This window comes from Candidatus Zixiibacteriota bacterium (assembly GCA_017999435.1).
Lineage (GTDB): Bacteria > Zixibacteria > MSB-5A5 > GN15 > FEB-12 > JAGNLV01.
In genome coordinates this window covers 337,484-363,027 of sequence record JAGNLV010000002.1, presented here as the reverse complement: position 1 = coordinate 363,027, position 25,544 = coordinate 337,484, and the positions used below count along the sequence as shown (strand labels likewise).

General features: G+C 66.0%; 22 protein-coding genes. 9 read left to right on the top strand and 13 right to left on the bottom strand.

Annotation, left to right across the window (positions count from 1 at the left end; all coding sequences use genetic code 11):
• The first annotated feature begins 92 nt into the window (after positions 1-92).
• Both KA261_07015 and KA261_07010 read left to right on the top strand, forming a co-directional pair.
• Positions 93-1,268 (top strand): aminopeptidase P family protein, encoded by a 1,176-nt coding sequence (locus KA261_07015; GenBank protein MBP7697547.1) that lies wholly within the window; start codon positions 93-95, stop codon positions 1,266-1,268.
• Positions 1,269-1,306: 38 nt separating this feature from the next.
• Positions 1,307-1,864: an NUDIX hydrolase gene (locus tag KA261_07010; GenBank protein MBP7697546.1), complete on the top strand. Its 558-nt coding sequence runs from the start codon at positions 1,307-1,309 to the stop codon at positions 1,862-1,864.
• Positions 1,865-1,876: 12 nt separating this feature from the next.
• Here KA261_07010 and KA261_07005 read toward each other — a convergent pair whose 3' ends face one another.
• Together KA261_07005 and KA261_07000 are read right to left on the bottom strand one after the other, a co-directional pair.
• Positions 1,877-2,440 (bottom strand): ECF transporter S component, encoded by a 564-nt coding sequence (locus KA261_07005; protein MBP7697545.1) that lies wholly within the window; start codon positions 2,438-2,440, stop codon positions 1,877-1,879.
• A gap of 7 nt (positions 2,441-2,447) precedes the next feature.
• On the bottom strand, positions 2,448-3,053 hold the full coding sequence (locus tag KA261_07000) for a methyltransferase domain-containing protein (protein ID MBP7697544.1): 606 nt from the start codon (positions 3,051-3,053) through the stop codon (positions 2,448-2,450).
• Between the two features lie 194 nt (positions 3,054-3,247).
• On the opposite strand from KA261_07000, the gene uvrA reads away from it, so the two are divergent.
• Positions 3,248-6,148 (top strand): excinuclease ABC subunit UvrA, encoded by a 2,901-nt coding sequence (gene uvrA, locus KA261_06995; GenBank protein MBP7697543.1) that lies wholly within the window; start codon positions 3,248-3,250, stop codon positions 6,146-6,148.
• Positions 6,149-6,183: 35 nt separating this feature from the next.
• Positions 6,184-7,077: a DNA-formamidopyrimidine glycosylase gene (gene mutM / locus KA261_06990; protein MBP7697542.1), complete on the top strand. Its 894-nt coding sequence runs from the start codon at positions 6,184-6,186 to the stop codon at positions 7,075-7,077.
• A gap of 38 nt (positions 7,078-7,115) precedes the next feature.
• Here the strand turns inward: mutM and KA261_06985 are convergent, their stop codons facing one another.
• The 6 genes from KA261_06985 to KA261_06960 form a co-directional block, all read right to left on the bottom strand.
• The gene (locus tag KA261_06985; protein ID MBP7697541.1) at positions 7,116-11,165 is read right to left on the bottom strand and encodes a choice-of-anchor J domain-containing protein; all 4,050 of its coding nucleotides are present in this window, start codon (positions 11,163-11,165) and stop codon (positions 7,116-7,118) included.
• A gap of 602 nt (positions 11,166-11,767) precedes the next feature.
• On the bottom strand, positions 11,768-12,556 hold the full coding sequence (locus tag KA261_06980) for a GNAT family N-acetyltransferase (protein ID MBP7697540.1): 789 nt from the start codon (positions 12,554-12,556) through the stop codon (positions 11,768-11,770).
• Positions 12,557-12,583: 27 nt separating this feature from the next.
• On the bottom strand, positions 12,584-12,787 hold the full coding sequence (locus KA261_06975) for a transcriptional coactivator p15/PC4 family protein (GenBank protein MBP7697539.1): 204 nt from the start codon (positions 12,785-12,787) through the stop codon (positions 12,584-12,586).
• Between the two features lie 49 nt (positions 12,788-12,836).
• On the bottom strand, positions 12,837-13,334 hold the full coding sequence (locus tag KA261_06970) for an adenosine-specific kinase (protein MBP7697538.1): 498 nt from the start codon (positions 13,332-13,334) through the stop codon (positions 12,837-12,839).
• On the bottom strand, positions 13,324-14,136 hold the full coding sequence (locus KA261_06965; protein ID MBP7697537.1) for a hypothetical protein: 813 nt from the start codon (positions 14,134-14,136) through the stop codon (positions 13,324-13,326). Before KA261_06965 ends, KA261_06970 begins: the two co-directional genes overlap by 11 nt.
• Entirely contained in the window at positions 14,133-16,115 is a 1,983-nt protein-coding gene (locus KA261_06960) for a peptidylprolyl isomerase (GenBank protein MBP7697536.1), read from the bottom strand. Before KA261_06960 ends, KA261_06965 begins: the two co-directional genes overlap by 4 nt.
• A 163-nt stretch (positions 16,116-16,278) precedes the next feature.
• Between KA261_06960 and KA261_06955 the strand changes: the two genes are divergently transcribed.
• Complete coding sequence (locus tag KA261_06955) at positions 16,279-16,644, top strand: iron-sulfur cluster assembly scaffold protein (protein MBP7697535.1); 366 nt, start codon at positions 16,279-16,281, stop codon at positions 16,642-16,644.
• Positions 16,645-16,664: 20 nt separating this feature from the next.
• Here KA261_06955 and ilvC read toward each other — a convergent pair whose 3' ends face one another.
• Entirely contained in the window at positions 16,665-17,612 is a 948-nt protein-coding gene (ilvC, locus tag KA261_06950) for a ketol-acid reductoisomerase (protein MBP7697534.1), read from the bottom strand.
• Positions 17,613-17,675: 63 nt separating this feature from the next.
• On the opposite strand from ilvC, the gene nadC reads away from it, so the two are divergent.
• From nadC to KA261_06935, 3 genes are all read left to right on the top strand, one after another.
• Positions 17,676-18,578, top strand: a complete 903-nt coding sequence (gene nadC, locus KA261_06945; protein MBP7697533.1) for a carboxylating nicotinate-nucleotide diphosphorylase — start codon at positions 17,676-17,678, stop codon at positions 18,576-18,578.
• A 64-nt stretch (positions 18,579-18,642) separates the two neighbouring features.
• Complete coding sequence (locus tag KA261_06940; protein MBP7697532.1) at positions 18,643-19,557, top strand: biotin--[acetyl-CoA-carboxylase] ligase; 915 nt, start codon at positions 18,643-18,645, stop codon at positions 19,555-19,557.
• 277 nt (positions 19,558-19,834) lie between these two features.
• On the top strand, positions 19,835-20,368 hold the full coding sequence (locus KA261_06935) for a diheme cytochrome c-553 (GenBank protein ID MBP7697531.1): 534 nt from the start codon (positions 19,835-19,837) through the stop codon (positions 20,366-20,368).
• A 138-nt stretch (positions 20,369-20,506) separates the two neighbouring features.
• Here KA261_06935 and KA261_06930 read toward each other — a convergent pair whose 3' ends face one another.
• Positions 20,507-20,761: a hypothetical protein gene (locus KA261_06930; GenBank protein ID MBP7697530.1), complete on the bottom strand. Its 255-nt coding sequence runs from the start codon at positions 20,759-20,761 to the stop codon at positions 20,507-20,509.
• A 304-nt stretch (positions 20,762-21,065) separates the two neighbouring features.
• Here KA261_06930 and KA261_06925 point away from each other — a divergent pair, with 304 nt between their 5' ends.
• Positions 21,066-21,887 carry a hypothetical protein gene (locus KA261_06925; protein ID MBP7697529.1) on the top strand — a complete coding sequence of 274 codons (822 nt, stop codon included), beginning with the start codon at positions 21,066-21,068 and terminating at the stop codon, positions 21,885-21,887.
• Between the two features lie 86 nt (positions 21,888-21,973).
• On the opposite strand, the gene KA261_06920 is transcribed toward KA261_06925, so the two are convergent.
• The 3 genes from KA261_06920 to KA261_06910 form a co-directional block, all read right to left on the bottom strand.
• Positions 21,974-23,104 (bottom strand): SpoIIE family protein phosphatase, encoded by a 1,131-nt coding sequence (locus KA261_06920; protein MBP7697528.1) that lies wholly within the window; start codon positions 23,102-23,104, stop codon positions 21,974-21,976.
• Positions 23,101-24,792, bottom strand: a complete 1,692-nt coding sequence (locus KA261_06915; protein ID MBP7697527.1) for a hypothetical protein — start codon at positions 24,790-24,792, stop codon at positions 23,101-23,103. The genes KA261_06920 and KA261_06915 overlap by 4 nt, the downstream gene beginning before the upstream one ends.
• A 275-nt stretch (positions 24,793-25,067) precedes the next feature.
• Positions 25,068-25,493 (bottom strand): DUF1761 domain-containing protein, encoded by a 426-nt coding sequence (locus KA261_06910; GenBank protein MBP7697526.1) that lies wholly within the window; start codon positions 25,491-25,493, stop codon positions 25,068-25,070.
• Positions 25,494-25,544: the final 51 nt, after the last annotated feature.

Below are 25,544 nucleotides of genomic sequence, written 5' to 3'. Positions count from 1 at the left end.
CAAGAGCGGCGGCCAAATAACGGTCGACAACCCCACCCCCCATGCATTATACTGGCACCCAACAACCGCTCACGCTGCGAAAGGTCTGACCCATGGACATCGAGGCTATTCAAACCTACCTCGGCAACCACGAACTCGATGGATGGCTCCTGGCCGACTTCCACGGCCGCAACACCATCGCGATTGAGATGCTCGGCCTGAAGGGGATGATTACGCGCCGCTCCTTCTACTTCATCCCCGCCATCGGAGAACCGACGGCGCTCGTCCACGCCATCGAACAGGATCGCTTCGCCGCCCTCCCCGGCCGCAAGATCGTCTTCTCCGGCTACAAGGCGCTGGAGAAAGAACTCGCCCGCGTGCTCTCCAGCGTCTCCCGGGTCGCCATGGAGTATGCTCCCAAAGGGCGGCTGCCGTATATCGGCCTGGTCGACGCCGGTACCGTCGAATTGGTGCGCGACCTGGGGATCGAGGTGCTCTCGTCGGCCAACCTGGTGGCCCATTTCCAGGCCGCCCTCGGCGTCGAGCAGATCGCCACCCACCGCATGGCCGCCCGCAACCTGCTGGAGATCAAGGAAAAGACGCTCGCTCACATCCGCGCGAGCCTGGCCGAGGGAACGCCCCTGACCGAATACGACGTCGTCCAGTTCATGCTCCGGCAGTTCCGCGCCTATGATATGACCACCGACAGCTCCCCGATTTGCGCCGTCCACGCCAACGCGGGCAACCCCCACTACGAGCCGACCCCGGAGCACTGCGCCCCCGTCCGGAAAGGACAGCTGATCCTCCTTGATCTCTGGGCGAAGTTGAACCGGGAGGATGGCGTGTACGGCGACATCACCTGGATGGCCTTTGCGGGAACGGCCGCCGAGATTCCGCAGACCTACCGCGACATGTTCGCGGTGCTGGCGGAGGCCCGGGACGCCGCCGTCGACTACGTTCGGCGCAACATCGAAACCAAGCCGGTCCGCGGCGCGGATGTCGACGATGTCTGCCGGGGGGTCATCGACAAGGCCGGCTACGGCCAGTATTTCACCCACCGCACCGGCCACTCGATCACCTCGTCCGAGCACGGCCCGGGACCGAATATCGACAATCTCGAAACCGAGGACAGCCGCAAGCTCCGCAAGGGACACCTCTTCTCGATCGAGCCGGGAATCTACACCGACGCCTGCGGCCTGCGCACCGAAATCGATGTACTCATCGGCCATGAGGGAGCCGAGGTCACGACGCTGCCGCTGCAGAAGGAGATTATCCCTCTGTTTTCGTAGCCGGCGAGCCGCAAGGAACTCGCCGACCGGACAACCGCATGTACGTCACCCCCGCGATGGTCGAGGCCATGGCCGCCCGCTACGGGCGGCCCGGCGAAACCGCGTTCACCTTTCCCGTGTCCGCCCGCGAGCACGCCTTCATCCGCTCCTCCCAGCGGTTCCAGCGCGAGCACGATGCGACGATGTACATCGTCAAAGACGGGCGGATCGTGGTGATCGCCAAACACCACTACCCGCCCGGTTTGTACCGCGCCCCCTCCGGCGGCCTGCACCCCGGCGAGTCGTTCGAAGAGGGGATCGCCCGCGAGGCGATGGAGGAGACCGGCGCGGCTCTCGCGCTGGAACGCTTCCTCCTCATATCGCGCGTCACCTTCACCCACACCGATGGCGACATTCCCTGGCGGTCGTACGTGTTCCAGGCCCGCTTCGAAAGCGGCGATTTCCGGTTCACCGACACCCGCGAAATTCGGGAGGTCCGCCTGGCGCAACCGGCGGAATTTGAAACCTTCGGCCGCATCATGCGCTCGCTGGAGGTCGGTGGCCTGCACTACCGGGCGGCCCTGCACGAGGCGGTCGCCCCGCTGCTCATTCTCTGAAAGTGCGCGGCCCTACGGCTTGTCCGGCGCGGCCGCGGCTTCTCCGGGCGCCGGGCGGGTGCGCTCCCGCCGCACCGCGGCCACGATCAGCGGAATCAGCAGTATCTGGACGGCCATCCCCGGCAGACCCGTGACGATCGCCCCGCCGGCGGAGAAGAACTGGGCCGCGTTGTAGGGGAGATTCATGAACAGACCGAGCACGAGCAACCCCAGCCCGAACATCAGCCGCCCCACGATCATCGCCGCAACGAGCGCGATGTAGATATTCAGGTGAAGCCGGCGGTAGGCAATCCCCGCCGCCAGACCGTACATGGGCAGTTCCAGCGACATGAGCGGCACCGCGTAGGTCGGCGGCATGCCGGTGAGCAGGTGCGACAACCCCGGCGCCAGCAGCCCCACCACCACGCCGGCCGCCGGCCCGGCCAGAAACCCGGCCAGCAGAATGGGAAAGTGCATCGGCAGGAAAATCCGCCCGGCCACCCCCAGCGCGTGGAACCCGATCGGCAAAAGCACCGCCAGCGCAAGGTAGAGCGCCGAGTGCGCCACGAATCGGGTCCTGGCGGTAGTTGGTGACACCGATAGACTACTTCAGATTCATCGCCGTCGCGAGGTACAGGCCCGGATGGTCCTCGATGGTCACCTCGACAAACTTGCTCGTGCTGAACATCTCCCGCAACCGCTCCCCCGGCGGAATCAGGTCGGACGCCACCGCCCCGCCGATCCGCTGGTGGAGCTGGTTCAAATCCCGGGAGGACTCCAGGTGAATAATGTAGAAACGGGCTCTCGGCTTGAGCACCCGATGGGTCTCCAGGAGCGCTTTCTGCTGGTCGGAGAAATGCGGAAAGGCCGAAAACGCGACGGCCATGTCGAAGGCACTGTCCCGAAACGGCAGCATCTGCGCGTCGGCATCAACCACCGCGACATTGGGAAAGGGGAAATTAAGGTTCGCCCGCTGAGCCATCTGAAACGAAAAATCCACCCCTGTGACAGATCCGGTCTCGCCCACCCGACGCCGCAGCATGTCGAACAATACTCCGGTGCCGCAACCGAGATCCAGGATGTCCCAGCCCTGCCTAATATCAAGCTGGTCAACAATATGCTGGAGGAACTCAAGATCCACCGCGGTGAACATGAGGTCCCATTCCGCCGCCAGCCGGTCGAAGAATTCCTGATGCTTATCGTGCGACATGACCCGAATTTAGCACACCGCCCGCGCCCGGTCAAGGAGCTTTCCTCCCCTCGCTCCGGCGTCCTTGCGCTTGGCCGGGCCAGGCGGGCTCTGGTAGCGGCGGCCCGCATAATGTGATGGCGAAATCGAAGTCGCCGTTGGCGGCGGGGAACCGGTGTAGTATATTACGGGTTGACACAAAATCGGAGATGCCGATGGCGACCAGCGTGAAACCCGACAACCGCACCCGGATCAACAACAAGGCCCGTAACAAGCGCAACCAGGAATACCTGCATGTCAAAGGGGCGCGCGAACATAACCTCCAGAATATCGACGTCAAAATCCCCCGCAACACCCTGACCGTCATTACCGGGCTCTCCGGATCCGGCAAATCCTCCCTCGCCTTCGACACCATCTACGCCGAGGGGCAGCGGCGCTATGTCGAGTCCCTCTCCGCCTACGCCCGCCAGTTCCTCGGCCTGATGGAGAAGCCGGACGTCGATTTCATCGAGGGACTCTCCCCGGCCATTTCGATCGAACAGCGCAGCGCGGCCAAGAACCCCCGCTCCACCGTCGGCACCGTCACCGAAATCTACGACTACCTCCGTCTGCTCTTCGCGCGCGTCGGCGTTCCCCACTGCGTCTCCTGCGGCCAGCCGATTTCGCAGCAGACGGTCGAGCAAATCGTCGACAGCGTCCTCGGTTTCGAGGAGGGGACGCGCCTGATGGTGCTCGCGCCGCTGGTCCGCGGCAAGAAGGGGGAGCACAAGGACGTGATCGACGAGGCCCGGGGCGAGGGTTTTGTCCGCCTGCGCATCAACGGCGAGATCGTCGAATCCGAGGCCGACATCAGCCTGGACAAAAACAAGAAGCATACGATCGAGGCGGTGGTCGACCGCCTGGTCGTGAAAGAAAGCTCGCGCACCCGGTTGGCCGATTCGGTGGAGACGGCCCTCAAGGTGGGGCAGGGAACCGTCCTCATCAACATCAAGGGACAGGACCTCCTCTATTCCGAGCAGTTCGCCTGCCTCAACTGCAACATCAGCTACGAGGAGCCCACCCCCCGGCTGTTCTCGTTCAATTCCCCGTTCGGCGCCTGCCCGGTGTGCGACGGTCTGGGGCAGAAGATGGAGATCGACCCGCGGTTGGTGATCCCCGACCCTTCGCTTTCGATTTCCGACGGCGCGATCCGCCCCTGGGGCGGGCACGATCTCGCCAACTGGTACCGCTACATGCTCAAGGGGCTCGCCCGCCACTTCGATTTCAAACTCTCCACCCCGTTCCAGAAGCTGCCCGAGAAAGTCCGGAAAGTGGTGCTCTACGGCTCCGGGCGCGAGGAAATCGAATTCTCGTACGAGCACATGACGGGCCGCGGGCACGGCGGCGGCATCTACCGGGCGCCCTTCGAAGGCGTCATTCCGCACCTCGAACGCCGCTACCGCCAGACCGAATCGAACAACGTCCGGATGTGGATCGAGAATTTCATGTCGGTGAGCGACTGCCCGGCCTGCCGCGGCGCCCGCCTCAAGCCGGAGGCGCTCGCCGTCATCCTCGACCGCGAGACGATCGACAGCATCACGTCCATGTCGATCAAGCAGGCGGCCGCCTTCTTCCGCCGCATCACCCTGACCAAGCGCCAGGAGACGATCGCCCGCCAGATCCTCAAAGAGATCCGCGAGCGGCTCCAGTTCCTGTGCGACGTGGGCCTCGATTACCTGACTTTGAACCGGGCGGCCCAGACGCTCTCGGGCGGCGAGGCCCAGCGCATCCGGCTCGCCACCCAGATCGGCTCGCGCCTGGTCGGCGTGCTCTACATCCTCGACGAGCCCTCGATCGGCCTGCACCAGCGCGACAACCGCAAACTCCTCGCCACCCTGACCGAGCTGCGCGACATCGGCAACACCGTCCTGGTGGTCGAGCACGACCGCGAGACCATCGAGGCCGCCGACCACATCATCGACCTCGGCCCCCGCGCCGGCATTCACGGCGGGCAGGTGGTCGCCCAGGGTACCCTCCGCGACATCACGCGGTCGCGCGAGTCGCTCACCGGCCAGTACCTCAAGGGAGAACGGAAGATTGAAATCCCCGGCCAGCGCCGCCGCCCCAACGGGAAAACCATCGCCCTCACCGGCTGCCGCGGCAACAACCTGAAAGCGGCCGACGTCGAGTTCCCCCTCGGCCTCTTCATCGCCGTCACCGGCGTCTCCGGCTCCGGCAAATCAACCCTGGTGAACGAGACGCTCTACCCGATCCTCGCCCGGCACTTTTTCGGCTCTCGGCGCCCGCCCCTGCCGTACGGCGCCATCGCCGGGCTCGAACACATCGATAAAGTCATCGACATCGACCAGTCCCCGATCGGCCGCACCCCCCGCTCCAACCCGGCCACCTACACCGGCGTGTTCACCCACATCCGCGACCTCTTCGCCGCCATCCCCGAGTCCAAGGCCCGCGGGTATCAGCCCGGACGGTTCTCGTTCAACGTCAAGGGGGGCCGGTGCGAGGCCTGCGAGGGGGACGGCATCATCAAGATCGAAATGCACTTCCTCCCCGACGTCTACGTCCCCTGCGAGGTCTGCAAGGGAAAGCGGTACAACCGCGAGACGCTCGAAATCGCCTGGAAAGGGCGCAACATCGCCGAGATCCTCGACATGACCGTCGACGAGGCCCTCGCCTTCTTCGAAAATATCCCCCGCATCAAGAACAAGCTCCTCACGCTCCGCGAGGTCGGCCTCGGCTACATCCACCTCGGCCAGCAGGCGACCACTCTCTCCGGCGGCGAAGCCCAGCGGGTCAAACTGGCCGCCGAACTGTCCAAGGTCGCCACCGGCCGCACCCTCTACATCCTCGACGAACCCACCACCGGGCTCCACTTCGAGGACATCCGCATGCTCCTGGGCGTCCTCAACGAGCTGGTCGACCGCGGCAACACGGTGATCGTGATCGAGCACAACCTCGACGTCATCAAGACGGCCGACTGGATCATCGACATCGGACCGGAGGGGGGCGACGAGGGCGGACGGATCATCAGCGTCGGCCCCCCCGAGGTCGTCGCCCGCGACAAGCACTCCTATACCGGCGTCTTCCTCAACGCCGTCCTGAACGGGAAAGCGCTGTAAGTCGGACGGCCTCCGGCGCCGCCCCGAGGTGAACCATGCCCGAACTCCCCGAGGTTGAAGTCGTCTGCCGCGGCCTGCGCCGCGTCGTGGTCGGCCGCACCATCGGCCGGGTGACCGTCCGCGCGCCTAAATCCTCCGTCACCGTCAGCCCCTCGCTCGGCGCGCGGTTTCTGGACGAGGCCCTGAGAGGCCGGCGGATCGAGTCCGTCGACCGGCGCGGCAAGAACATCCTCATCCGCCTCGCCGGCCGCCGCACCCTCTGGGTCCACCTGAAAATGACCGGCCGCTTCCTCTGGCTGCCCCGGACCGAACCGATCGCCGCGCACGACCTCGTTATCGTCGACTTCCTCCCCGAAGCCGGCGCCGACGACGGACACCACCTGCGCTTCAACGACTACCGCCGGTTCGGCCGGTGGCGGCTGTACCCCGACGACGAGCTCGACCTCCAGGAGGGACTGCGCGCGCTCGGCCCCGAGCCGTCGGCGCTGTCGGCGGACGACTTCGCCGCCCTCTGCCGCCGCCGCCCCCGCCGGATCAAAGCCGCCCTCCTCGACCAGTCGTTCCTCGCCGGGATCGGCAACATCTACGCCGACGAGGCGCTCTACGCCGCCCGCCTCCACCCGCTCCGCCTGACCACCGCCGTGTCGCGGCGCAAACTGCGCGAGCTTCACACCCACATCGTGCGGCTCCTGCGCCGCGCCATCCACCTCATGGGTACCTCGGTGGACAGCTACTCCGGGGTGAACGGCCGGCCCGGCCGCTTCCAGAGCCGCCTCCAGGTCTACGGGCGCGAGGGGAAACCGTGCGGGCGGTGCGGGGCGGCGATTGTGCGGCGGAAGATCGGCGCCCGGTCGGCCCACTTCTGCCCGCGGTGCCAGCGGGCGGGTGAGGCCGCCCCGGGGCTGCCAAGAAAAAACCCGCCGGCCTGACGCCGGCGGGTTGTGACTCGCGCTTTACGCGACAAGTCTTACTGGTGCTTCAACATCGGACCGCCGCGGAACATGTAGCCGATCATGTAGGTCAGATCAGCCACGTTCGGGGTCTGATTCGGTGAAGCATCGACGTTCGCCACGGCCGGCTCCAGCGGAGCGTCGCCGCCGCGGAACAGGTACGAAACGAACATCGTCAGGTCAGTCACATTGACGTTGCCGTCGAGATTCAGGTCGCCCGACCGGTGTCCCCGCACAACAACCTGCAGGTTCAACGTTCCCGGCACCCCGTCGATCTCGTAGAACACGTCAAAGAACGAGTCGATGTCGTCCCAGATCAGGCCGCCCTGGCGCGCCTCCTCGCAGAGGACATACTCCTTCAGCGAGAACTTCACGTCCATGACGTCGCCCGGGATTTCGCCGACACCGCCCGGAATAACCTGCGTCACGCCAACCGTGACCGGGCAGCCGCCGAGCGCCACGGTGATGTTCTCCATGGCGGCCGCGGCGCCGTCCGGAAGCGCACCGTCGCCGATGTACACGTCGCCCCAGGTCGGGTTCAACGCGAATTTCTCGAGCACGAGAATCGGGTCTGGCGCCACCATGAATGTCGGCGCAGCGCCGCCGACGTTCAGCGTGTAGTCCTCGACCTCGCCATAGCTCGTCGTCCCACACGGCGCGAGCGTCCCGGTGTACATGATGCGGACACGCATCGTCACACCGCCCTCAACGGCCCCTTCCGGAACCACCACCGTGCCGGTGTACGGACCGACGCCGGTGGAAACATCCAGAGTGACCATCTCGGAGGCGTCAAAGACCACGTCGTCGTTCCAGTCGATCCAGACGCCGCACTGGTCGGACGAGTACCCGCTGCCGTTGGTGACGGTGATCGCGTAGCTGCCGCCCACTTCGACGTCGGTCGAGATGGCGGTGTAGTCGCCGTACTCGGTGCAATCGGACGAATTGTCGATCGTCCCGATCTGCACCTGCGAGATGTACTCATCGCATCCGCCGCTGGCCGCGCACGGAGTCGGCTCGGCCGGCACGGAGGTCGCCGTCAGCGCGTACTCCCACGGACCCATCGAGCACGGGAAGCCGGTGTACGTCTGGCCGGAGACGAAGATGAGGTAATCGCCGGGGGCGAGCGTGAGCGGCTCAAGAGCGCTCGGCTCGCAATCGCCCACCGCGAGGTACGGCGCAATGTACCCGGTGATGTTGTCGCACGAGGCAATGCCCGGCGTGATCTGCTCGATCCAGCCGAACACCGCATCGAAGTTCGTCTCGATGCTCAGCGTCACGCTGTACCAGTCATCCAGCGACAGGATGTACCAGTCGGTGTCGCGGTACTGCGCCGACCCGTCGGGCGTGTACGTGCTGAACGTGCCGCAGATCTTCTCGTTCGGACCGATCGATCCGAACACCGGCACATCCATATTGCACCCGCCGTTGGTTACATCGTCGGCGTAGTCCTCAATGCAGTCCTCACCTTCCGGCGTGCCGCCCGTGCAGGTGAATTCGCAGGGCGGAGCCAGCGTGATGTTCAGAATGCCGTTGCCGACATTCGTCGAATAACCGCCGACCTCGACGTAGTAGGTCATGGCCGGATCCACCGGTATGTCGTAGAGGACCGACTGCAGACCCGGATCGCAAGCATCGTCGTCGCATCCGATCTGTGTCAGCGCACCGCACGTGCCGGTGTAGACCCCCAGCCTCGTGTCGTATTCCGACCCGCAGAGGCTGATCGTGGCAAGACCGGCCGCCGACGGCTTGTAGGCGAACCAGATGTTCGGCGACGTCATACAGCCCGTCGGACCATCGTGCGATGTCCCCACGGTCGAGAACGGCAGGTCGGTCACCTCGCCCACCTCGGTGGCATCCTCGCACAGGTCATTCTCGATCGCCGCGCACGTCGTGTCGGTGATTGTCAGAATGAACGACGGGATACAGTTGGGCGACGGCCAGGTGTCGACGATCAGGTAGTACGTCGAACCCGCCGTCAGATTGACGCAGGTCAGGCGCTTGACCGTCGTGGCCGAACCGGTGACGAACCCGATGCAGGTCGTGAACGCGCAGTCGCCCGCCAGGGCGAAACCGGTGTAGGTCGTGCCCTGCGGATCCATCGCGATGTTCACCGTGACATCAGCCAGCGCGGTGATCTCATAGATGATGTCCTCACCGCCGTCATACGACCCGAGGCAGGTGTTGGCGTAGTCGTTGATGCGGCCGCAGGTGGTGTTGGTGTCCACAAACGGCAGAACCGGGATATCAACCTTCACCGGGTTTGCGCAGTTGTCGCCCGGATTGGGCGGCGGCGCTTCCTCGAAGATGATGTCGAGTTCGGGGATACAGTCGGGGGTCGGCCAGGTGTCGACCATGATGTAGTAGCTGCCCGGATCCAGCTGGACGTTGTAGATCGTCTTCGCCGTTCCGCCGCCCGTGCCCACAAACCCCAGGCAGGTCGCAAAGGTGCAATCCTGCGAAATGCCCATGCCCGACCACGTCGTCCCCTTCGGATCCAGCGTGATGTTCACGAACATGGCGTCGGCCACGTCGACCCGAACGATCAGGTCTTCGCCGCCGTCGTAGTAGCCCATGCACACGGTCGCATCGTAATCATTGATGCGGCCGCACGTGTACTGGCCTGCGACGGTGTACGGCAGGTCCGCCGAACTCAGCGCGACCACGAACGGGTCTTCGCAGTTGTCGCCGGGGGTGACCGGCGGACAGGCTTCGGCCGTCACGTCGACGACGTAGTCGCCGATCGCGCCGTTCGTCGGATCAAGCATGATCGGGTAGTAATAGGTGCCGGCCGCCAGGTGACTGAAGTAGATGTTGGCATTGCCGTTAGGGCAGCCGAAGTCATAGGTCGCGCCGCTGATCAGCGAGCCCTCCGGACAGGCACAGTCGGTGACCAGGTTCAGCCAGCCGTTGAGCCAACCCGAGGCCGTGTTGCAGTAGCTGATCGTGATATCCGAGCATTCCGTGATCGTGAACGCGATCCAGACGTTCGGGTAGTCGCCGAAATACTGGCAGTAGTCGTCGAACGTCGCCGCCTCGTTGTTGCCCATGAACGTATACGGCAGCGTCATCGGCGTGACTTCCGCGCAGTTGTCGTTCGGGCCGGCCACCGGGCACGGATTGTCCGTGCAGTTCAAACCGGCGCTCCAGTTGCCGCCTAACGCCGTGCACTCGACTTCGGTGACATCCTGGCAGTTCGGAGCTGTCGGCTCCCCGTAGCAGCACCGACCGGCCGGCGGAGCATCGTCCGTCACGACCACATTGTCCAGACCGAACAGGTCCGCATCCATCCCGTAATACTGGAATCCCAGCCAAATCGGGGCGCCGCCGGCGTAAGCCGACAGATCCACCGTCACGCCGTACCACGTGAAGGTCGGGTACGCAACGTCGTAGGAATCCCAGATTTCGGTGAACGCCGTGCCGTCGAACGACACGTAGACCTTGAAGTCGTGCGGGTAGTCATACCCCTTCAACATGTCGAATTCCAGCCGCAGCAGGCTGCCGGCGCCCGACACGTCCATCATCGGCGTGATCAACCACTCGTCCTGCTGGTAGCCGGCGGCATGCCAGGTCACCAGCGCGCACTGCGTACCTCCGCCTGAGTACGTCCCGAGAAACCAGCCGTATCCGGGATCCGTGTTGATGGAATCCCAGCCGGTCGGCGGGAAGATCTCGGTTTCAAAGTCTTCCTGCAGGAAGATGGTGCGCGGCTCGTAATTGACCGCGGGCCGCAGGATCGTGTTCGGGCCCGCCATCCGGTTACGATCGGACTCGCGCGACGGTCTCGTCGGACGGACCGGCTCTTCGCCCTTCGCCTGGTCCATCGCCGCGCTCTCAGCCGCTTCCCGAGCCGTCAGGTCGGCTTCCATCTGGGCCTTCTCGACCTCAAACGGATCGAGCGCCGCCGGCCGGGCCGCGTTGATTGCCGCTTTCAGATTGACCGGATCCGCCGCCCGCCGCTCTTTGTCGAGATCACGTGGATTACCAATCCCGGAGAGGGCCACCGCCCCAAGGACGAGAACGGCGACGAGGGCGACGAAAACAGGGCTATACTTTCCCCATTTGATCATAGCTATACCTCTTGATTGCTGGACGGTTAATGTGTGATGCCTCGGCTAGCACGAGCACCACAACGGTTCCAGAGGCCGGAAAGTGTTACTGATAGACACCACCTCCTGAATAGGGGTTGACGGTTGCGGACTGAATCGTCTCTTTTATCCCAGACAGACAGCTATGTTCTTCTCGTGCGAACATAACACCGGACAAGTACTATATATACCCCGCTTGCCATATGGGCGAGTAACCCTGAGAAGATAGTGGGCCGCTCTCACCGGTCGGCGGAATGTATCGTGGTTGCTGTTAACAAATTAGCCCCTGATCCCCGCTAAGTCAAGACTTTTTTCCCGCAAACTTCCCATTCACTCCCGGTCAGAGATACGTAGACCCGCTTACCGATAAACCTCCCCGTCGCTCCACTGCCGATGGCAGCTGCGCCCGCCGCCGTGAGCAATCCCCCGGCCCGCCCGAATCGGAGTCCGAAGCTCCGCAAGTCCGCTGCACTTTCCGCCAATTGTGTATGCAATGTGTTGCAGGTAGAGGTCGCCAGAATAACCGGCGCCCGTCTCCCTTTTGCGACCCGAGTCCCCAATCGATCTCCCCCATTTACGCCGTATCACGCAGTGCGGGCGAATGTAAAGCGCGCTTCTTCATACTCGAAAGCGGTCTCGAAACCGAGCTTCTCATAACATCGGCGCGCCGGCAGGTTGTCGACCATCACGTTCAGGCACACCAGAAGCTGCTCGTCTGCCAGTTCCTGTGCCAGTCTGGCTGTGAGGCGGGAGGCAATGCCCTGGTTGCGCTCACTGGGGTCGGTGGCGACGTTGCCGATCACCGCGACCCCGTGGTCGGGACAATAGACGTGCACGCCGGCCGCGCCCACCAGCCGACCGTCGACGCTCCACCCGAAATACTTGCCCGTCGCGACCATCGTCTCGTCGAACCGGCAATCGGGATACGCCTCGCGGTAGAACCGTTGCAGATCGGCTGCATCGGCGGCGCCCAGCCGACGGATCGAGTGCTCGTCCCCCGACGGCCCGCTCCGCAGCGCCGTCAGACGCATCCGGATTCCCCTCCCCACCGGCTCCTCGTCGTACCGGCGGGCGAACACCGGCCGGCAGGAGGACGCGAAGTGCGCGGTGAAACGCGGCGGCAGCAGGTCGAGCGCTTCCGCCAGGAGCTGCTCCAGCCGCTCGCTCAGTCCGAACGCCAGCACGGTCGGGCCGGACGGGGCGCGGTAGATCAGGATGCACTCGTCGATGCGCGTGCTCTTGTGGTGGCTCACCGCCCACTGGCAGCGCGAAAACAGCGCGTCGTCCAGATCGCCCAGGTGGTAGGCAAAACGCACCGGGTCGCGGCGGAAGTGCTCCGCGAGGCGCAGCTTGTCGTGCGTGAACAGCAGCATCGGCGGACGGCGACGGGCGGCGCCGCATCAGCCCCCGGCTTTGATCTTCTGCAGCGCGTCGATCACCTCGTCGAGTTGATCGCGGCGGAAAGAAACTCCCTTCTTGGTCGGCAGCCACTGGCTGTCGTCGGCCAGGAAGTAAATACGGAGCTGCACCAGGTGGTGTCCCTTGTACTCGCTGTCTTCGATCACCACCCGTTCGGTCGCATTCTTATCGAGCTCGAATCGCATGTTTGTCGTCCTGTCCGCCCGCCCGCCGTGGCCCGGAACGGGGCCGCCGTTACCGTTTGTAGCCGATCCGGCGGAGAAACTCCCGCCGCTCAGCCCTGTCTGCTTCCGTTTCGATCCCCAGCGGGGGCTGCCCGTCGATCACCCCGAGCACGCCGCGCCCGAGATCGGTCTCGGCCACCAGCACTTCGAGCGGGTTGGCGGTCGCACAGAAGACCCGGCACACTTCGCTGGTGCTCTTCACCCGGTTGAGCACGTTGACCGGGAAACCGTCCTTGAGGTAAATGAAAAAGGTGTGGCCGCAGCCGACGTCGAACGCCGCCTTCGCCGCCCGCTCGATCAGGTCCCCCGCGTTCCCCTCGGTCCGGATCGCCCGCTTCTGGGACGCCTCGCAGAAGGCCACCCCGAATTTGATCGTGGGCGAGGCCTCGATCAGCGCTTCGTAGAGATCCTCGGCTGTCTTGATGAAGTGCGCCATCCCGAAAATCACGTTGAGTCCCTCCGGGATCTCGACCTTCACCACGTGGGTCTTGAACTTCTCACTCGCCATTGTCCGCGTCCTCCGATTTGAACAGCGTGTCGGACTGGCCGACGTTGATCTGGGGATTCCGGTAGTATTCAGTGCCGGCGAAATTGACTCCGAAAAACAGGGCCGCTTTGCCCCGCCCCGCCACGTCGAACTGCTTCGGCAGCCAGAATCCCTCCGGCGCCGGACCATAGACGATCGACATGTCCAGACGATCCAGCTTGAACATCGCTTTCTTCACCAGCCGGGCCGGGGAGAAATCCACCCGCACCAGGTGAAACCCGTCGGTCTCGAAATAGTAGTCCCCGGCGATGTGCTCGTCCGTCTTGACCTTCGGCGTCACCCGAAAATGGTAGCAGGTCGTGTCCTCGACTTCGTCGAGGCCGACATAAGCGATCTCGTAATCCTTCCGGTTCTCGGGCCGGAACGGGCGGAGCATCGGATAGGCGATGTTGCGGGCGTTGCGCTTGCGGTTCTTCTCCAACCGGTCGCGCGCCTGCTTGGCGGTCTCCTCCGGCGACTGCTGCACCCCGTCCCGGTAGTACTCGCGGTACTCCTCGCGGTACAGGGCGGTGTCCTTCGCGAACTTGATGAAGACTCGCTTGAGGAAACGGGCCTCCGCCTGGAACTCCCCCTCGCTGATCCGGCCCTCGTAGTACTCCGCATCCAGCACGAGATCGTGAAGCTGGGCCCGCTGGCGGCCGTCGACCGCCAGGAACTGCTCAATCAGAGCCTCCTTATCGATCAGCGGCGATTCCGGCGGAGCCGCCGAGAGGCCGGCCGCGGTCACCAACAGTGCGAGCAGCGCGCCACGCGTGGCGTTCATGGTGCGTCCTTTACGATTCGTACAGTCCTGAGCGTATCGCCGATCGTTATCCGATCGGCCGTCTCCATCCCCTCCCGCACCCGGCCGAAGAGCGTGTAGCGCCCCTCGAGGTGCGGCTGCGGCGAGAGCGTGATGAAAAACTGCGAGCCCCCGGTGTCCTTGCCCGAGGTCGCGATGCCGACCGCCCCGCGCTCAAAGGTTTCCGCGGAGTACTCGTCCCGGATATAGTACCCGGGACCGCCCCAGCCGTCACCCCGCGGGTCGCCGCCCTGGACGACGAAATTCGGCACCACGCGGTGGAAGATCAGGCCGTCGTAAAACCCCGCCTCCGCCAGTTCAATGAAATTCATCACCGTCAACGGCGCGACGTCAAAGCGCAGCTCGATCGCCAGGTTCCCCCGGCTGGTGCTGATCAGGGCCCGCGGATTGGCCGCGTATCCGGCGAGCGCCCGCGCGATCGCCCGTTCGCTCAGCCTTGTGTCGGCCAGCAGCGACACCGCCGGCTTCGGCGCCGTCACGAGCGAGTCCCACACCTGCGAAGCATCCCGCCGGACAGCCGCCTCCGCATCGCGAAGGGCGAGCCGCAGGAGTTCCCGGGCCGCCGAATCCGCCCGGGAGGACAAAAACGGCGGGAGCGCGCCGACCACCGACCGCCGCACGTCCGCCGCGGTCCCCGCCGCCGGCTCCATCAGCGTGCGGAACAGAGGCAGGTACTGCGGATCTCCCCGCTTCCCCGCGGCCTCGACGCCGAGCGCCTGCAGGACGAAATCGCTGTCGTGGAGCGCCTGGTCGATATAGAAATCGCCGTTGGCGCTGTCGGTCTCCATGAGCATTCCGAACGCGGCCGCCCGGACCTGCGGCGACCGATCCGCCAGCAGCGTGGTCAGGCGCGGCAGCACTGTCCGCTCGCGGATCAGCCCCAGCGCTTCGGCCGCCGCGGCCCGCTCGAACGGACTGTCGCCGCGCAGCAGCGAATCGATCAGGTCCATCGCCCGCCCCCCGCGCGCGGCGGCGGCGTACTTCACCGTCGCGGCCGCGATCGACGGCGTCGCGTAGGCCGCCAGCGCCTCCTCCGCCGTCGCGATTCCCTCGCTGCTGCCCAGCCGGCGGAGAGCCTCGATGAGTTCGACGATGAGCTTGGGATCCTCCTCCACCGCGAGCTTCTTCTGGAGCAGGCGACTGACCCGGTCGGGGTCGCGCCCGGCCAGTTCGGCGATCGCCTGCGCCACCACCCGGTCCGTATTGTCGTTCAGGGCGATGCTCACGTAGCGCTCGGCCTCTTCGCCGGCGACCGCGCCCATCCCGCGCACCGCCAGCCCCCGCAGGTTCGGGTCGGGGTCGGCGAGGTAGGACGCGAAGATCTCCTTGCCGGCGGCAATGTCGAAGCGGGCCAGGAAGTACAGGCAGGCTTGCCGCACCGGCTCGTCGAAATCTTCCCCATACAGGCCGATCACCTCGGCCGCAGCCGACCGGGCCCCCGCCCGAAAGAGCCCCCGCACGGCCCGCTCCCGGACCTCGGGCGCGGGATGCGACAGGTAGGCCAGCAGCGCATCGATCACCTCCGCCTTGCCGGTGTCGGCCAGCCGCCCGGCCGACTCGACCGCCCGGGCTGTGATCCGCGGGGGCAAGTTGTCGGCCGTTTCCAACAGGCGAAGAGCGAACTCCGGCTGTCCGCAGAATCCGATCGCGGTGGCCGCCGCCCCCGCCACCTCCCAACTGCTGTCGGCCAGCAGGTCCAGGAGCGGCTCCGCCGATCCCGGCCCGCCGATGCGGCCGACCGCCAGGGCCGCCCGCGCGCGCACCGCCGGGTCGCTGTCGCCCAAGTAGCTCTTCAGCCGCCCCGACAGCTCGCGGCGGTCTTCCAGGTGGATGATCTGCGCCAATTTGTCGATGCGGGTGGGCGGGGTGAGCCGGTCGTAGGCGTAGTACCCGGCCACCGCCAGCAGCACGGCGATCGCCCCCAGCCGGAGCCTCTTCACATTGTCGTTCATAGAGGGAGAAGGTACGGCCGGGCTTCCCCCCCGTCAATCGTTTAGACACCAGCCACGTGTGCCGCCCGGCAGCGCGGCCGCGGTTCGCCGGCGTTCCGCCCTCCCGCGCTTGTCCCCTTGCCCGCAGCGCCCCCCGGCCGTATTATGCAGCATGTACAACCCGACGGTCATGGACCACTTCCAGAATCCCCGCAACACCGGCGACCTCGACCGCCCCGACGGCATCGGGCAGGTCGGCAACCCGGCGTGCGGCGACGTCATGCGCATCTTCATCAGAGTCGAGGCCGGCCGCATCGCCGACATCCGCTCCCAGACGTTCGGCTGCGCCGCGGCGATCGCCTGCAGCTCGATGGCGTCCGAGATGGTGCTTGGGAAAACGCTCGACGAGGCCTTCGCGCTGACGCGCGACGACGTCGCCCAGGCGCTCGGCGGGCTGCCGGAAAAGAAAATGGCGTGCAGCAACCTCGCCCCCGATGCGATCCGGGCGGCCATTGAGGACTACCGCGCGCGGCGGTGAGCGCGCCGCCCCGCCCCCGGCTACCCCTTGAACTTCCGCGCCGCCTGCTCCAGCTTCTCATCCGTGAGCCGGGCCAGGTCGGCGCCGAGCTCGTCGATCTGCGCCTCGCTGAGCCGGGTGAGCCGCGAGACGAATTCGCCGGAGGCAATACGGTCGTACACCTGCTGCATGCGGGCCTTCACCACCTCGTCGATCAGAAACGGACCGGTCTCGAGCGAGCCGTAGCGGGCGGTCAGCGAGATGCGCTCGAACATCCCCCTGATCCCGTGCTTCTTGATGAGCGCGACAATCAGATCGAGCTGGTAGGCCACTTCGAGGTAGGCGGCGTCGGGCGGAATGCCGTTTTTCACCAGCACCTCGAATCCGCCGGTGATCAGCGCGGCCAGCCCCCCGCACAGGACCGCCTGCTCGCCGAACATGTCGCCGACCGCCTCGGCCTCGAACGTCGTCGGTACCAGGCGGGTCAGGTCAAACCCCATCCCCGCCGCCAACCCGAACATAGTGGGGCCGGCCTGGCCGGAACTGTCCCGGTGGACCGAGACGAAAGCCGACATGCTGCGGTCGCCGGCGAGGTAGTTCGCCCGCACCGCCACTCCCGGCCCGTGCGGGGCGATCAGGATCACGTCGGCGTCCTCCGGCGGTTCCACCAGACCGAAATGCACCGAGAGGCCGTGGAGAAAGACCAGGGCCGCGCCGGGGCGCAGGCGGTCGCGGATCTCGCGGCGATACACGACGCCGTGGCGGTGGTCGGGAAAGGCGAAAACCACGCCCCCCGCTTGCCCGACCGCCGCCCCGATCCCGTCGATCCGGGGCATCCCGTCGCGGCGTGCATCCGCGCGCCGGGGGGAGTCGGGGCGGAGACCCACAATGACGTCAAAGCCGGAGTCGCGAAGGTTCTGGGCCACCGCGTGACCCTGAGATCCATAGCCGATGACGGCCACCGGGCCGCCGGTCGAAAGATCCTTCATGGCGCCAATATAGCCCGCCGTTTGATCGTTGACAATTGCCCGCCGCCATATTGTTTTCCCAGTATGCGCGATCAATCGCTCTGGCTCGTCGAACTGGTGAAAGCGGCCCTGGGCGAGGATGTCGGGCCGGGGGACCTCACCTCCATGGGGTGCCTCGAGCCCAATCCTGCCAAGGCCAGGATCGTCGCCAAGCAGGACGGCGTCCTGTCGGGGCTCCGCCCCATGCTCCTGGTCTTCGGCATCGTCGACTCCGCCAACACGGTCCGCGTGTTCAAAAACGACGGCGACCGGTTTGCCAAGGGGGAGACGCTGGTCGAAATCGAGGGCTTCAACCAATCCATGCTCGCCGGCGAACGGGTGGCCCTCAACTTTCTGTCGCACCTGAGCGGGATCGCGACCCTGACCGCCAAATTCGTCGCCGCCGTCGCGGGTACGGGCGCCCGTATTCTGGACACGCGCAAGACCACGCCGGGGATGCGGGTCCTGGAAAAGCAGGCGGTGGCGCACGGCGGCGGCTGCAACCACCGCATGGGCCTCCATGACATGGTCCTCATCAAGGACAACCACATCGCCTCGGCCGGCTCGATCACGGCGGCGGTCAACCGCATGCGCGACTTCCTCCTCAGCCCCGACTTCCGGGCCCAGTTCCGACGCCCGGCCCGCGAAATCGAGCTCGAGGTCGAAGTCGTCAACGAGAGACAGGTGGCCGAAGCGATCGGGCTGGGGGTCAAACGCCTCCTGTTGGATAACCAGTCGGTCGACTCGCTGAGAGCGCTGGTGGCGAAAGCCCGGGCGATGGACCCCGAGGTCAAACTGGAAGCCTCGGGCAACGTCGCGCTCGACACCGTGCGGGCCATCGCCGAAACCGGCGTGGATTACATCTCCATCGGCCAGCTCACCCACTCGGCCCCGGTCGCCGACCTGAGCATGCAAATTGTCGAGCAGCCTCTCGATGAACCGGCGTGAGGTGGAGCGGCTGGCCGACCGGCTGCTTCTGCTCATCCGCAGGCGGCCGGGGGGGACAGTCGGGATGGCGCAGCTAACCGAGGAGTTAGGAGCGCCCCGGACCGAACTGGAGGCGGCCATCGCCCAACTCGAAACCTGGGGCTACACCTTCAAGACCGCCAGGAATCGTCTGCACCTGACCGCAACGCCGGACAGCCTCACCGCCACCGAACTAAAGTGGGGGTTGAACACCGGGTTCATCGGACAACGGTTGTTGGCGTACAACAAGGTCAAGTCCACTAATGACATAGTATCGCGAGAAGGGGCCGCGGGGGGGGTCGAAGGGACCGTCGCGGTGGCCGAGCAACAGACCGGGGGGCGGGGGCGTCTGGGGCGGGGATGGCACTCACCCAAACGCAAAGGCATCTACCTCTCAATCTTGTTGCGGCCAGAATTTCTGCCTGAGCACGCTCCGGGGCTTTCGCTTATGACGGCGCTGGCGCTCGCGAAGACGATCGAAGCGACAGAAAAGATACGAATCAAGATAAAATGGCCCAACGACTTAATATTGAACGACCGAAAGGTTGCGGGAATCCTCACAGAACTCGCGGCAGAACGTCGCAGAATTAATTATGTTGTTATCGGCGTGGGCATTAACGCCAATCAAGACGAGCAGGATTTCCCCGAAGAGCTGAGACAATCCGCAACCTCGATCCGGATGGCGGTCGGACACGAAATCTCCCGCGTCCGGCTGGTGCAGAACTTCTTCCGCGAATTTGAGCGGGAATACCAACTCTACTGTCGGGAATTCCTCGCGCCATCGCTGCCGCGCTTGCGCCGGTATTCGACCCTCCTGGGCGAAAAAGTGCGGTTGGCGTCGGGACTCCAGATACTCGAAGGAGTGGCTGTGGACATCGAGCCGGGCGGGGGGCTGGTGATCGAGCGGGGGGGAAAGCGCCACGTGGTCACGGCCGGGGATGTGACGGTGGTAAAGGAGTAGGGGGGAGGCGACGCCCGTCGGGACCGCGGCCGGCGGGGAGATGATGGTGGGGAGGGGGGTCGGGGATGGGTTCCCCGGGCCGGCGGAGGGGAGATCCCCAATCGACTTGACGGACCGATTTAGTCTATTATTTCGCTTGACGGCGGCGCCCGGCGTGTTATATTTCCGCCCGTTCCACCACTGCGGACTTACCGGAAACACTGCTAACAGAGGAGCAACCTTGAATCAGCGAGCAATTCTCGTGGGCCGCGGCCGGTTGGTGGCCGCGGGCGTGGTCATGGTGCTGGCGATGCCCCTCGCCTGGCTGTGGGCCCAGGGCGCGCCGACCTACACGGCCGAGCAGGTCAAGCGGGGGGAGTATCTCGTGGTGATCGGCGGGTGTCATGACTGCCACACGCCGAAGAAGATGACGGAGCGCGGTCCCGAGCCCGATTTCGCCCGGTCGCTGAGCGGCCACCCGGCCCAGGAGAAACTGCCGGCGGTGCCGGCGGGCGCGATCACGCCGACCGGCTGGATGGCGCTGACGAACGGGAACCTCACCGCCTGGGCGGGGCCGTGGGGGGTCAGTTTCGCCCTCAACCTCACGCCCGACGTGAAGACGGGGATCGGCGGGTGGACCGAGGAGATGTTCATCCAGGCGCTGCGGACCGGCAAGCACCTGGGCATGGGCCGGCCGATTCTCCCGCCCATGCCCTGGCAGAACCTCTCCCACGCCACCACCGAGGACCTGCGGGCGATCTTCGCCTACCTGAAATCGCTCCCGGTGATCGAGAACCGGGTCCCCGATCCGATTCCGCCGGCCGTGCATTGAGATATCCCGGAGCGGACCACCGCGCCGGAAAGCCCAAATCGACGGCGGGAGCCGATGCTCCCGCCGTTTCCTTTGCTCGAGCTCCTCAAGCGACAACGGCGGGTGCTCCGACTTGCAGGCCAGCACGCCGTCGGGGATCTACGCCCCCCGGAAAAAGCGCCGGGACCGCCGCCCGTAGATCGCCTCGAGAAGGGGGAACTGGAGAGTGACCTCGAGGCCCGCCGGGATGGAGGCGCCGCCCCCGCGCGCCAGGATTCGTCCCCGGGCGCGCGCTTTTTCCCCCGCCGATCTCAGGCCGCAGCCGGAGAGCACCGCGCCGCCGGCCACCAGCAACAGGCCGAGGAGCCGCCGCCGGCCCAGAGAACTCAACAAGTTGCGGGAACCGTGCGTCATGCGTCCTTCCTCCGTGTGGGGATGTGCGGGACCGGGCCGGCAAAGGCGCGGGAAGGCCGCCCGCCCGCCGCCCGGTCGGACCAACCGGTTTTTTTGCGGCTCTTGACGAAAGTCAATTTCCGCCGAACCCTGTCCTGCGTACTGTCCGGGGCGGTTCTCCGCGCCCGGAGCGGCGGCGGGAACCGCCGTGCCGACGTTTGCAGCGGGAATAACTCATTTTCTACCAGACCAACTCGCGGTCGGCCGCAATGGGGCGGCCGCCGCAAACGTGATGTGAGAGGAGTAACGTATGAGGAGGTTGGTTATGACGGGACTTTCAGCGGTGGCGCTGGCGGTGGCGGGAATGGCCGCCATTGCCGGGACCGAGGCGGCGCCGCCGGGGGCCGCGCTTCTGCCGCCGTCGCTGAACAAGCTCTATCCCCCGGAGGCCCCCGCGCCGGTGTACCTGATCGAGATGCACGCGCTGGCGGCGCCGCTGTCGGGGATGATGTCCGACCTGATGGAAGGGGATCACGCGAACGCGATGGCCAATTTCGAGGCCTTCCGCGCCCAGTATGCAAAGGTGGCCGAGCTCGTCCCGGAGTGGCGGCACGAGTTCCCGACGGGGCCGGTGGAGACGCTGGCGACAGCGCTCCGCAGCGGCGACCAGGGAGCGGTGATGCGGGCCGGTGACGCGGTCGGCCGCGCCTGCCACGGCTGCCACCTCCAGACTATGGTGCCCGCCCAGCACCGCTTCCACTGGGGAGACTTCGGCGCGATCTCGGTCACCGATCCGGTGATCGGTCAGGATATGCCGTTCGCCCAGTTCATGCATATGCTCGACGGGGATCTCGCGGGGATCGGCAATGATCTGAAGCAGGGGCAGCCGGAGAACGCCCGTCGGCATGCCGAGGGACTGGCCGCCCGGTATGCCACGCTCGAAGAAGTGTGCGGCGTGTGCCACGACACCGATCGGAAGTACTACGTCGACGAGAAGGTGATGCAGATGATTGCGGACCTCCCCGCGGCCCTCGAGAACGGCAAACCTGAGAACCTGGGCGCGCTGCTGCAGGGAATCGGGCAGGAAAGCTGCCAGAAGTGCCACCTCGTACACATCCCGGCGGCGTACGCCCGGGCGGCGCACTGAGGCGACACGGTTCGGCCGGGTGGCGCGGCCGCTCCCCGCGGGGAAGCCATCCGGCCGAGACCGAAATTCGACTCAAGCGGCGAAAGTCAGCGGGCCGACGCCGGCCAAGCCGCAAGAAAAGTGATGTCGTCCGTCTGGCTCCGGTCCCCGAGGAACCGGCGGACACCGTCCTGAAGGTGCTGCGGCAGCGCGTCGCGACACGCCCACCCCGTTCGGGCGAGCGCGTACAGCCGCTCCAGGCCGAACATCTCATCGTCGCTCCAGGCCTCCGCGGCACCATCGGTGAACAACAGCAGCAGCGAATCGGCGGGCAACGGGATCGTCGCCGTCCGCAGAGCCGACGGGGGTACCACCGGTGAAATCAGCGGAGACGTCACCTCGAGCGGGAGTAGGGTCTCGTCGCCGCCGACGATGAGGCCGCCGGAATGACCGGCGTTGACATACTCGATCGTCCGTCCGGACCGGGAGAGCCGGGCGCACAGCAGGGTCACGTATTGATCCGATTCGAACGCGGAGAGGTCGTCCAGGAGGATCCGCGCCACCCGCAGAGGCGCATAGCCGCGGTCCGCGGCGCGGTGGAAAGCGGATTTCACCAGCGCCGTGAACATGGCCGCCGACGCGCCGTGCCCGACCACATCGGCCACCAGGAGAGTGACAAGATCCCCCCCGGTGACGGCGTAGTCATAGTAGTCGCCGGCGACCTGGTCGCAGGGGTAGTAGCCGGCGCGCAGCTCAACGCCGTTGAGGTGGGCCGAAGCGGGCGGGAGCATGGTCCTCTGGAAGGCGCCGGCCGCGAGCAACTGCCGCCGCAGGTGATCGGCATACGCCCGGTTGCTCAGTTCGAGCCGCTTGAGTTCAAGGCAACGGTCCACCAGCGCCAGGAGCGCATCCCGATCGAACGGCTTGGTGATGTAGTAGAAGGCCCGGTTGCGCACCGCCCGAACGAGCTTCTCGTCCGTGTCGTCCATGCTGCCGGTCATCAGGATGACCTCGAGATCGGGGTCGTCCTCCTTGAGCTGAGTCATCAGGTCGAAACCGTCGAGGTGGGGCATGCGAATGTCGATCAGGGCCAGGTGCGGACGGCTGCGGCGGGCGAGATCCCGGGCGGCCGGCGAGGAATCGCACAGAGTCAGGTCGTGGGCGCTCCCGAGAACCCGCTGCACCGCCCGCAGCACCCCCGGCTCGTCATCGACCACCAGGATCCGCCAGCGTTTCATGGGAGGCGCTCCTGGCGGCGGGACGACTGGGTGGGGAGCCGCAGGGTTACACAGGTCCCCTGACCGACGGTGCTGTCGATGCGGAGTTCGCCCCCGATGTTCCACAGAATCCCCCTGCAGACCGCCAGGCCGAGGCCGTGCCCGGACTCCTTGGTCGTGATGAAGGCGTCCGCGACCCGGTCGAGGAGGTCGGGCGGGATGCCGCCGCCGCTATCCTCCACGCGCGCCTCGATCTCGGGACCCTTTTCGACAGCGCTGACGGCGAGCCGCCCCCCGTGCGGCATGGCCTCAATGCTGTTGGCGAACAAGTTGAGGAACACCTGGGTGATGTGCCCCTGGTTGGCGCCGATGGCCGAGAGCTCCGGGGGGATGTTCAGTTCGACGGCGATGCTGTGGCGATCGAGGCGGCTGCGCACGACGTTGAGGGCGCCGTCGACCGCGCGGCGGAGATTCGCCTCCCCGATCGTGCGGTCGCCGGAGCGGGCCACCGAGAGCAGCCCCGCGAAAATGCGCCGGCAGGCGAGCATGCCCGATTCGATCACATCGAGATCGGCGAGCAGCTCGCGCTGATCGAGTTCGCCGCGGGCGATGTCGGCGCGGATCTGCTGGGCCAGCGGCAGCACCGAGCCGATGGCATTGTTGACGTCGTGCGCGATCCCCCTCGACAGGTCCGCCAGCGCGCTCTTGCGCTCCGCCTGTACCACCTGCTCGGTGAGTACCTCGGTGCGGTGGTGGAACTGAAGGGCGAGCGACAGCAGCGGCGTGAAGTTCTCCACCAGCTCGATCTCATACGCGCCGGGAATATCGGCCCGCTGAAAAGCAATCTTGAGAATCCCCAGCGAACCGTCGGGAGCCGGGATCACGGCGCAGAGCACCGCGTTCTCTTCGGGCGCGCTCGCGCCCCGCGGACAGGTGCAGCAGAGCGCGGGGATCAGCCCCGGCGTCCGGACGGCGCCGAACACCGGCTGCCAGCCGTGGCCCCCCTGGCGGTGGAGGTGGATGCCGCCGCGGCTTAGCTCGTCGCGGAGCTCTGCCGCCAGCGGTACCGTCAGCCCGATGCGGCGGCTCTTTGCTTTCGTCCAGGCAATCTGTTCGGCGATGATCTGGAGCGGACCGTCGGGACCGTTGGTGGCCAGGAACGTGGCCGAGTGGTCGTAGCGGGTCAGCGAGCGGATGCCGTGGAGGATGAGGTAGATGATGTCTTTGGGTTCCCGGCGGTTGACGACTTTCTGTTCGAGGCGATGGCGCAGGCGGCGGATCTGCCGGTCGTCATACTGCGCGATCCCTTCCCGGACCGCCTCGGCGATGAGACCGAGCGCGCGGAGGTGGAAGGCCTCCTTGGGATGGGGCAGGCGCACGGCGATAGCGCCCCAGGTCGCCGCCCGCCGCTCGACCCGGGCCAGCACCACGTCGTCCGGAATGCGCGGCTCCCGCCGCTTGATGAAATCGTTGAGCAGGCCGACGTTCCATTCGGTCGAGGTGCGCGTGGTGAAGAGCAGGTCGGCCGTGTGGGCGGACGCGCTCAACGTCGCCACCGCCCCGGCGTCGGCCGCGAGAAACTCCACCGCCCGGCGCATGCCGTAGATGAGCATCTTGCGGGGCTCGCCGTAATCGCGTAGCGTGCCGCGGAGATCGAAAAGTACCTTGTACAGGTCGGCGTGCGTCTTGTCGATAGTGCCGTCGAACATGACAACTCCTGCGTGCGCGGTGCGGCCCCCGCTCGCCGGCGGAGGCATAACACGTGGGCGCCCTGCCAAGCGCGGTCGACCCCATGGAGTCGGCGGCTGGTCGCAGTATACGGAACGGGGACCGAAGTGTCAACGGTTTCGGGGAAGCGGGGCGGCGAAAAGCCGCCCAAACGAGAGCCGGGCGCCGGATCCGCCGGGACGCACCCCGCGCGCGGCGAGGCGCGGCCCGGCGGCCGAGCCGTGGTCCGGTTACGCCCGCAGGCGAGCGGGGCGGCTCAGCGCCACGCCCCGACGATCAGCCCCATCAGGAGAAAACCCACGATCGAGTAGAGAGCGTTCACCACAGTCAGCGAACAGGGGCGCTTCTCCATGACGTGGTGCATGGCGACCGTCGCGGCCGCAAAACAGACCCCGGCCAAAAACCCGACCAGAAGACCGTCGCCCGCCGACGTCCCGCCGCTCCACTGCACGAGTCTAGCAACCCCGTAGGCGGCGACGAACGAGAAGATGAACGTCCAGACCAGGTTCCAGGGGGAGAAATCCGCCTTCACCTGTTCGTCGGTCTTGCCGATGCCGGTCCGCCAGACCTTGCCGAACACGGGCGGAGCGTACCAGAGCGCGCCGAGGACAAAATAGGCGGCCGCGGCGACCAGGATGGCCCAGTAGTTCAGGGCCTGGGGGACCAGAACTTGCGCTTCCACGCAGCACCTCGCTTGTAACTAGTGTGAGGGTCGATGGACCGCCCTACGTTG